The organism is Clostridium thermobutyricum DSM 4928, from assembly GCF_002050515.1.
Classification (GTDB): domain Bacteria; phylum Bacillota; class Clostridia; order Clostridiales; family Clostridiaceae; genus Clostridium; species Clostridium thermobutyricum.
The window spans coordinates 1-6,498 of record NZ_LTAY01000083.1 but is presented as its reverse complement, the minus strand read 5'-3'; the positions used below and the strand labels follow the sequence as shown (position 1 = coordinate 6,498).

The following is a 6,498-nucleotide window of genomic DNA, read 5'->3' as shown; positions in this document are numbered from 1 at the left end:
TTATAGAATTTATATTGTTTATATTTACACTTAAGTCATTTTTAGTACTATTTATATTATTTCTAGTTCCTGATATTAAATTAGAACTAGAGTTAACAATACTTTTTAGTGAGTTAATTCCATTAGTAATTGATGAAATATTATTATTTAAATTTTGTAGATAATTAGTTAATCCTTCTACATTACCATTAGTATTATTTATATTACTTTCTATATCAGATATATTTTTAGTTGTTGTATTTAAAACATTTTTTAATCCTAAAATCATAGGTTTATTTTCATTTAAATTTTTACCTAATTCATTAGCTTGATTCATCAGAGATAAATTTACACTTTTTATAAAAGTTTCTTTTATCCTTTGCTGAAGTTGATCTGCAGCTAAATCGGTAATTTTAGTTGCTATTGCATTAGTTTTTTCATTTACTTTATAAATTATATCTGGTTTTATTGGTGAACCACTAGATATAGTTTTTAAATCTTCTGAAAAATCTTTAGGAATTGTTATTACTGCATAATATTCTCCAGTTTTTAATCCTGTATCAGCAACTTTTTGCCCAACAAAAGTCCATTTCATATCTGTATTATTTTGAAGTTGATCAACTATTTTATCTCCAAAATTTACAATTGACCCATTAATTATTGCACCATTATCGTCATTAACTACGGCTACAGGAACATTTCCTGTATCTACATATGGATTCCAATTGGCTTTTAAAGTTATCCAGGTATAGCAAGAAGGAATCAAGCTTAATCCTAAAATTATAACTATAGCAGCTGGGTTTATTACTATGTTTTTTAAATATTTTAAATACAATTTTAAAATTTTCATTTTAGTTCCTCCTACATTATTCTTCTGCTAAACCAGATTGATGGAATTTTCCTTCAAATTTATTAAATAATCCTAAAGAAGGTTTCTTGAAGAAATATCCTATTAATATAAAAATTATTGAAAAAACAAATAATGTAACAATATCTTTAGTTGCATTAGGCCAATAAGGTCCTGCTATTGCTTCTCTCATTACGTCTACGCCATATGGAAATGGTAAATATGGCTCTACTATTCTAAAAAACATTGGCATAGCTTGAATAGGATAAGTTCCACCAGTACCAGAAAGTTGAATTACCATAAGTACTATACATATTGCTTTACCAATTGTTCTAAACATAGAAACAATTGTGAAAACTATTATTGCAAAAGTTGTTGCAGTAAGCATAGAAGATAGAATAAATAATGGTAAATCAACAACTTGAACTCCTAATAAAAATTTCGCACCTATAGTTATAATTAGTGATTGAATATTGGCTATAGTAATGAAAGTTAGCATTTTACCAAAATGTTTTTCTCTTATGCTTATATTTTCAATACCTTCAAAATATGGTGGCTCTGTTTTAAGAAGTGAACTTAAAAGTAGAACTCCAACCCAAAAAGCAAGAACACTGTAAACAGGAGTCATTCCAGATCCGTAATTAGCAACAGGATAAATTGATTCATGTTTAAAATTAAAAGGTGCTGAAACATAATCTCCCATAACAATTGGATTTCCTTGTAATAGTGCAATAATTGTATTTATATCTTTATTATTTACACTAGATAATTTAGTAGCAAGTTCATGAATTATATTTTTATATTCATTTAAATAATTAGTTAAATTGTTGCTAGTAGTTTTAGCTAAACTACTACCAGTACTAGAAGAATTAATTATTGATTCTATTTTAGAATTTAATGTTTGAGTTTCAGTTATTAAGTTTTCTGCTGAACTAGTAGTTTTTACTAAATTATTAGATATTGAATTAAGCTCACCTTTAACTGTATTACTGTAAAATGAATTTACATTATTAATAGCATTTGAAGTAGATGAAGCAGCATCTATAATGGAATTTAAAGTTGTATCACTTAATTGTTTTCCAGAAGAAGTGCTTTCATTAATTGCAGCTGTTATTTGATCTTTTTCATTATTTATACTTGCTAAAGTTGATTTTGTTTTTTGTGTTAAATTTTCTATATTAGGATTATTGATATTTGGTGCTATACTATTTAAAAAACTTAGTATTGTATTTAAGTTAGAACTTATTAAATTCAATTTACTTTTAACTTGATTTAATGTATCTGTTACAGTTGCATTTGAATTGTTAGAAGTATTTTTAATATTTTTTAATAATCCTAGTATATTATTCATAAATGACTCTGAGTCATTTAAGTTTAAAGTGATATTATTTAATGAAGTATTCAATAAGCTTTGAGTATTGCCAACTATATTTCCAATGTTGGTAGTACTATTTTGAATTTGACTTAATCCATTATTAATATTAGGGAAAGTCTCTTTAATAGCTGATAAATATCCACTTAAATCACTAGAACCTTGACTAACATTATTTAATGAATTAAGGACGTTGCTCATATTATCATTTAAATTTATAATCGCCTCTTTTAACTGAAGTATTTGTTCTTTATTTTCTTTAGCTTTATTCCCATATGTATTTAATTTAGTGAAAATCTGATTGCTTATTGCAGACATAACACTACTTCTTATTTGTGCTAATAAAGTTTGTTGTGTAACTTCAGTTATTTTATTTGCTACTGGACCAAGCTTAGTATTAACCCTATATATAAGCTCTGGTTTTACAGGATTATTTGAAGTTATTGTTTTTAAATTTTCTGAAAAATTCTCTGGAATTATTAATTCAGAATAATATTCTCCAGATGATAATCCTATATTACCTTCTTGTGAATTTACAAACCTCCATCCAATATTGGTATTAGTTTTTAATTGTGAAACTATATTATCTCCTATATTTAATTTAGTTCCATCTAAAGTAGTTCCTTTATCATTATTAACAACGGCTATTTGCATTTTAGATGTATTTGAATAAGCATCCCAACAAGCAATTACATTAAGAAATGAATATAAAGAAGGGACTATGCATAATCCAGATATAATTAAAATTGATATTGGATTTTTTACTATACCTTTTAAATCTCTAAAATAAACTTTAAGCGTGTTTTTAAAGGAAGTTTTCATTTTTAAATTACACCTCCAAATTAAAAATTTAAAATTAAAAATATCTCAATAATAGTATTGTACTACTAAATTTAGTTATGTATTAGTAGTAAAAGAAAAGGTTAACGTTTTAGTAATTTTTACATATAAAAAACGTTTGCAATTATGAATAAAAGGTTAACTGATACAAAATATTTTTTAATAAAATTTCATTTAATAATATAAAAAGTAAATATAGTTAACTTAAAGAAGGATTTTGACATTTTTTATCGAAATATATATTGAAAACTCATTTTTAATTTAAGTTAAGTGATTTGGGGAGGAGACTAATTATGAAAAATATTGTAGGATGTTTAATATTATTAAAAGATGATTTTAATAATATTCTTCTTATTCAAAAAGGAAAGAAGAAAAATCCTGGAAAATGGCAACTTGTAGGTAGACGTAAAAAAGGTAAAGAAACCGATGAGAAATGTATAAATAATGCAATCAAAGAAGATTTGAATACGCTTATTTTTGATTTAGAGGAATATGGTGAATTTAACGATGAAAATAACGAAACTTTTATGATTTATACTGGGAAAATAAAAGATTTTATGAACCTTGGCAAAAATGTAATAAGTAGTGAATGGGTTAGTGAAAATCGTATAGAAAATATAGATATAGAAGAATTTTCTAAAAATGTAGTCAATGACTTTTTTAAGAAATTATAATATTATTTAGAAGCTGTAAAATAATACAGCTTCTAAAATTATGAGGTTTAGAGACATGATAAAAATAAAAATAGATAAAAATTCTTTAAATGAACCTATATTTAGGTTATCTATTAATAAAGAAGATATATTAAATAATAGATTTATAAAAAGAGTAATATATGAAGGAAAAACTAAAAGAGGGATGTATAATTATGAAATACCAATGAAGTTCTTTTATCCGTTATTAAATAATTTAAAAAAAGATGATGTTTATATAGATACAAGATCTAATTTAAGTTTTTTGGAATTTACAGACGATTTTGAAGAAGAATTTTATTACTCTATAGAAGCAACACCTAAATATATGCGCAAATGGAGAGAGTTTAATTGTCCTAATATATACAAGATAGAGTTAGATAAAGAAACTTTAAAATTAAATAAAAGAGTAGCTTTTAAAAAAATAGAAGTTGCTATATAGTACATATTAAATAGGTTTTTTATAAGCCTATTTTTATTTTTTATATTAATTATCTTTTATACTGACCTTAACTTACCTTTAGGGCTAAATATTAGTTTCTTTAAATAAAAAAGAAAATTTGATAGAATATATCTATTAAATAAATTATCGTATTAAGGAGAAAAAAATGAATTTATTAACTTTAGAGAACATAAGTAAAAGTTATAGTGAAAAAGTTCTTTTAAAAGAAGTTTCATTAGGTATAAATGATAAAGATAAAATAGGTATTATAGGAATAAATGGAGCAGGAAAATCAACTTTTTTAAAAATAATTTCAGGAAGAGAAGAATTTTTTGATGGAAAAAGAGTTGCAGGTAAAAATGTTAAAATAGAATATTTAAGCCAAAATGAAAAAGTTGAAGAGGATTGTACTGTATTAGAGCAAATATTTAAAAGTGATTCTGAAGAAATGAAAATTTTATTAGAATATGAATCATTATTAGATGAAATAAATAATGGTAATAACGAAAAACAAGATAGATTAATAAATCTTCAAAGTAAAATTGATAGTTTGAATTTATGGGAATTAGAGACTTCAGCTAAAAATATTTTAACTAAGCTAGGTATAGTAAATTATAATCAAAAGATGAGAGAGCTATCTGGAGGTCAGAGAAAAAGAGTATTTTTAGCAGCTGCGCTTATTAAACCATGCGATCTTTTAATATTAGATGAACCAACCAACCATTTAGATTACAAATCTATAGAATGGTTAGAAGAATATTTAAATTCTAGATCTGGTGCTTTAGTTATGATAACTCATGATAGATATTTCTTAGATAGAGTTGTTAATAAAATAGTCGAATTAGATAGAGGAAATTTATTTACTTATGAAGGAAACTATAGTAAATATCTTACTAAAAAAGTTGAAAGAATAGAATTAGAAAAGACTTTAGAAACTAAAAGACAATCTTTAATAAGAACAGAACTTAAATGGATAAAAAGAGGGGCTAAAGCTAGATCAACTAAACAAAAAGCTAGAATACAAAGATTTAATGAATTGGTATCTAAAGAATATACCGAGTACAATACAGATATAGAAATTAATTATGTGGGAAGTAGATTAGGAAAGAAAATACTTGAAATATATAATTTAAATAAAAGGTTTGATCAAAAAATATTAATAAGTGATTTTTCTTATATATTTACTAAGGAAGATAGAATTGGTATAGTAGGAGATAATGGAGTTGGTAAATCAACTTTTTTAAATATAATAGAAGGAATAGAAGAATTTGATTCTGGGAATATTGAGATAGGAGAAACAGTTAAAATAGGAGCTTTTTCTCAAGAAGGAAAAGAGTTAAATAATAATTTAAGAGTAATTGACTTTGTCAAAGAGGGAGGAGAATATATACCAACAAATGATGGTACGAAAATATCAGCTTCAACTCTTTGTGAAAGATTTTTATTTGATTCAACTATGCAATACAGCTTAATAGAAAAGTTGTCAGGTGGAGAGAAGAGAAGGCTACAGCTTCTTAGAGTTCTTATGGAAAATCCAAATTTTTTAATTCTTGATGAGCCTACAAATGATTTAGATATTGAAACTTTAAAAATACTAGAGAATTTTATAGATGAATATAATGGGGTAGTTTTAGTAGTATCTCATGATAGATATTTTTTAGATAGGATATGTAATAAAATATTTAATTTTAAAGGTAATGGGGAAATTAAGATATATCATGGGAATTATAGTGACTATATATACAATAAAGAAGAAAATGAAATAGAAAAAGTAAATAATACTGTTAAAAAAGAAAAACCTAAGCAAAAAGGAGAGAAAGCTCCAAAATTTTCATTTAATGAAAAAAAAGAATTTGAAGAGATTGATGATGTAATATCTAAATTAGAAGACAAATTAGCTAATTTAGATATTGAAATAGAAAAAAATTCAACAAATTATTCTAAATTACAAGAATTAGTTCAGAGTAAAGAAGAATTAGAACTTTTAATATTAGAAAAATATGAGAGACAAGAATATCTTTTATCTATCGCTAAAGCAATAGAAGAGTGGAAAAGAAATAAATAATGAAGGATTGTTAATATGGAAATTAAAATAGCGCTTAAAGGAGTTCGTGAACATAGAATAATAAAAGGAGATAGAATAGATGTATTAGATTTTGAAATGGATAATATTAAATATAAACAAATAAGAGTATTTAATAAAGGTTTTTCAAAATCTGAATATATAAAAAATGATCTTATACAGTTTATAAAAGAACTTAAATAGATTAATACAAAATATGATCAAAATTATTTTGATCATATTTTTTTGAATAAAATTTTATAA

Annotated in this window: 6 protein-coding genes; 4 read left to right on the top strand and 2 right to left on the bottom strand. The window is 24.2% G+C overall.

The window, feature by feature from the left end; all coding sequences use genetic code 11:
• Both CLTHE_RS14170 and CLTHE_RS14165 read right to left on the bottom strand, forming a co-directional pair.
• The coding region (locus CLTHE_RS14170; RefSeq protein ID WP_143324089.1) for a YhgE/Pip domain-containing protein at nucleotides 1-829 on the bottom strand (829 nt) is incomplete at its 3' end.
• Between the two features lie 16 nt (nucleotides 830-845).
• Nucleotides 846-3,020 carry a YhgE/Pip domain-containing protein gene (locus CLTHE_RS14165; RefSeq protein WP_080024036.1) on the bottom strand — a complete coding sequence of 725 codons (2,175 nt, stop codon included), beginning with the start codon at nucleotides 3,018-3,020 and terminating at the stop codon, nucleotides 846-848.
• 311 nt (nucleotides 3,021-3,331) lie between these two features.
• Between CLTHE_RS14165 and CLTHE_RS14160 the strand changes: the two genes are divergently transcribed.
• The 4 genes from CLTHE_RS14160 to CLTHE_RS14145 all read left to right on the top strand — a co-directional run bounded on the left by CLTHE_RS14160 (nucleotide 3,332) and on the right by CLTHE_RS14145 (nucleotide 6,438).
• The gene (locus tag CLTHE_RS14160) at nucleotides 3,332-3,712 is read left to right on the top strand and encodes an NUDIX hydrolase (RefSeq protein ID WP_080024035.1); all 381 of its coding nucleotides are present in this window, start codon (nucleotides 3,332-3,334) and stop codon (nucleotides 3,710-3,712) included.
• Nucleotides 3,713-3,767: 55 nt separating this feature from the next.
• Nucleotides 3,768-4,172: a hypothetical protein gene (locus CLTHE_RS14155; protein ID WP_080024034.1), complete on the top strand. Its 405-nt coding sequence runs from the start codon at nucleotides 3,768-3,770 to the stop codon at nucleotides 4,170-4,172.
• Nucleotides 4,173-4,338: 166 nt separating this feature from the next.
• Nucleotides 4,339-6,237 carry an ABC-F family ATP-binding cassette domain-containing protein gene (locus CLTHE_RS14150; RefSeq protein WP_080024033.1) on the top strand — a complete coding sequence of 633 codons (1,899 nt, stop codon included), beginning with the start codon at nucleotides 4,339-4,341 and terminating at the stop codon, nucleotides 6,235-6,237.
• 15 nt (nucleotides 6,238-6,252) lie between these two features.
• Nucleotides 6,253-6,438: a hypothetical protein gene (locus CLTHE_RS14145; RefSeq protein ID WP_002597811.1), complete on the top strand. Its 186-nt coding sequence runs from the start codon at nucleotides 6,253-6,255 to the stop codon at nucleotides 6,436-6,438.
• The last annotated feature ends 60 nt before the right edge of the window (nucleotides 6,439-6,498 follow it).

Coding starts and splice junctions, on each gene's coding strand:
- CLTHE_RS14155 (WP_080024034.1), top strand. CDS start 3,768: ATGATAAAAATAAAAATAGATAAAAATTCTTTAAATGAACCTATATTT.
- CLTHE_RS14160 (WP_080024035.1), top strand. CDS start 3,332: ATGAAAAATATTGTAGGATGTTTAATATTATTAAAAGATGATTTTAAT.
- CLTHE_RS14165 (WP_080024036.1), bottom strand. CDS start 3,020: ATGAAAACTTCCTTTAAAAACACGCTTAAAGTTTATTTTAGAGATTTA.
- CLTHE_RS14150 (WP_080024033.1), top strand. CDS start 4,339: ATGAATTTATTAACTTTAGAGAACATAAGTAAAAGTTATAGTGAAAAA.
- CLTHE_RS14145 (WP_002597811.1), top strand. CDS start 6,253: ATGGAAATTAAAATAGCGCTTAAAGGAGTTCGTGAACATAGAATAATA.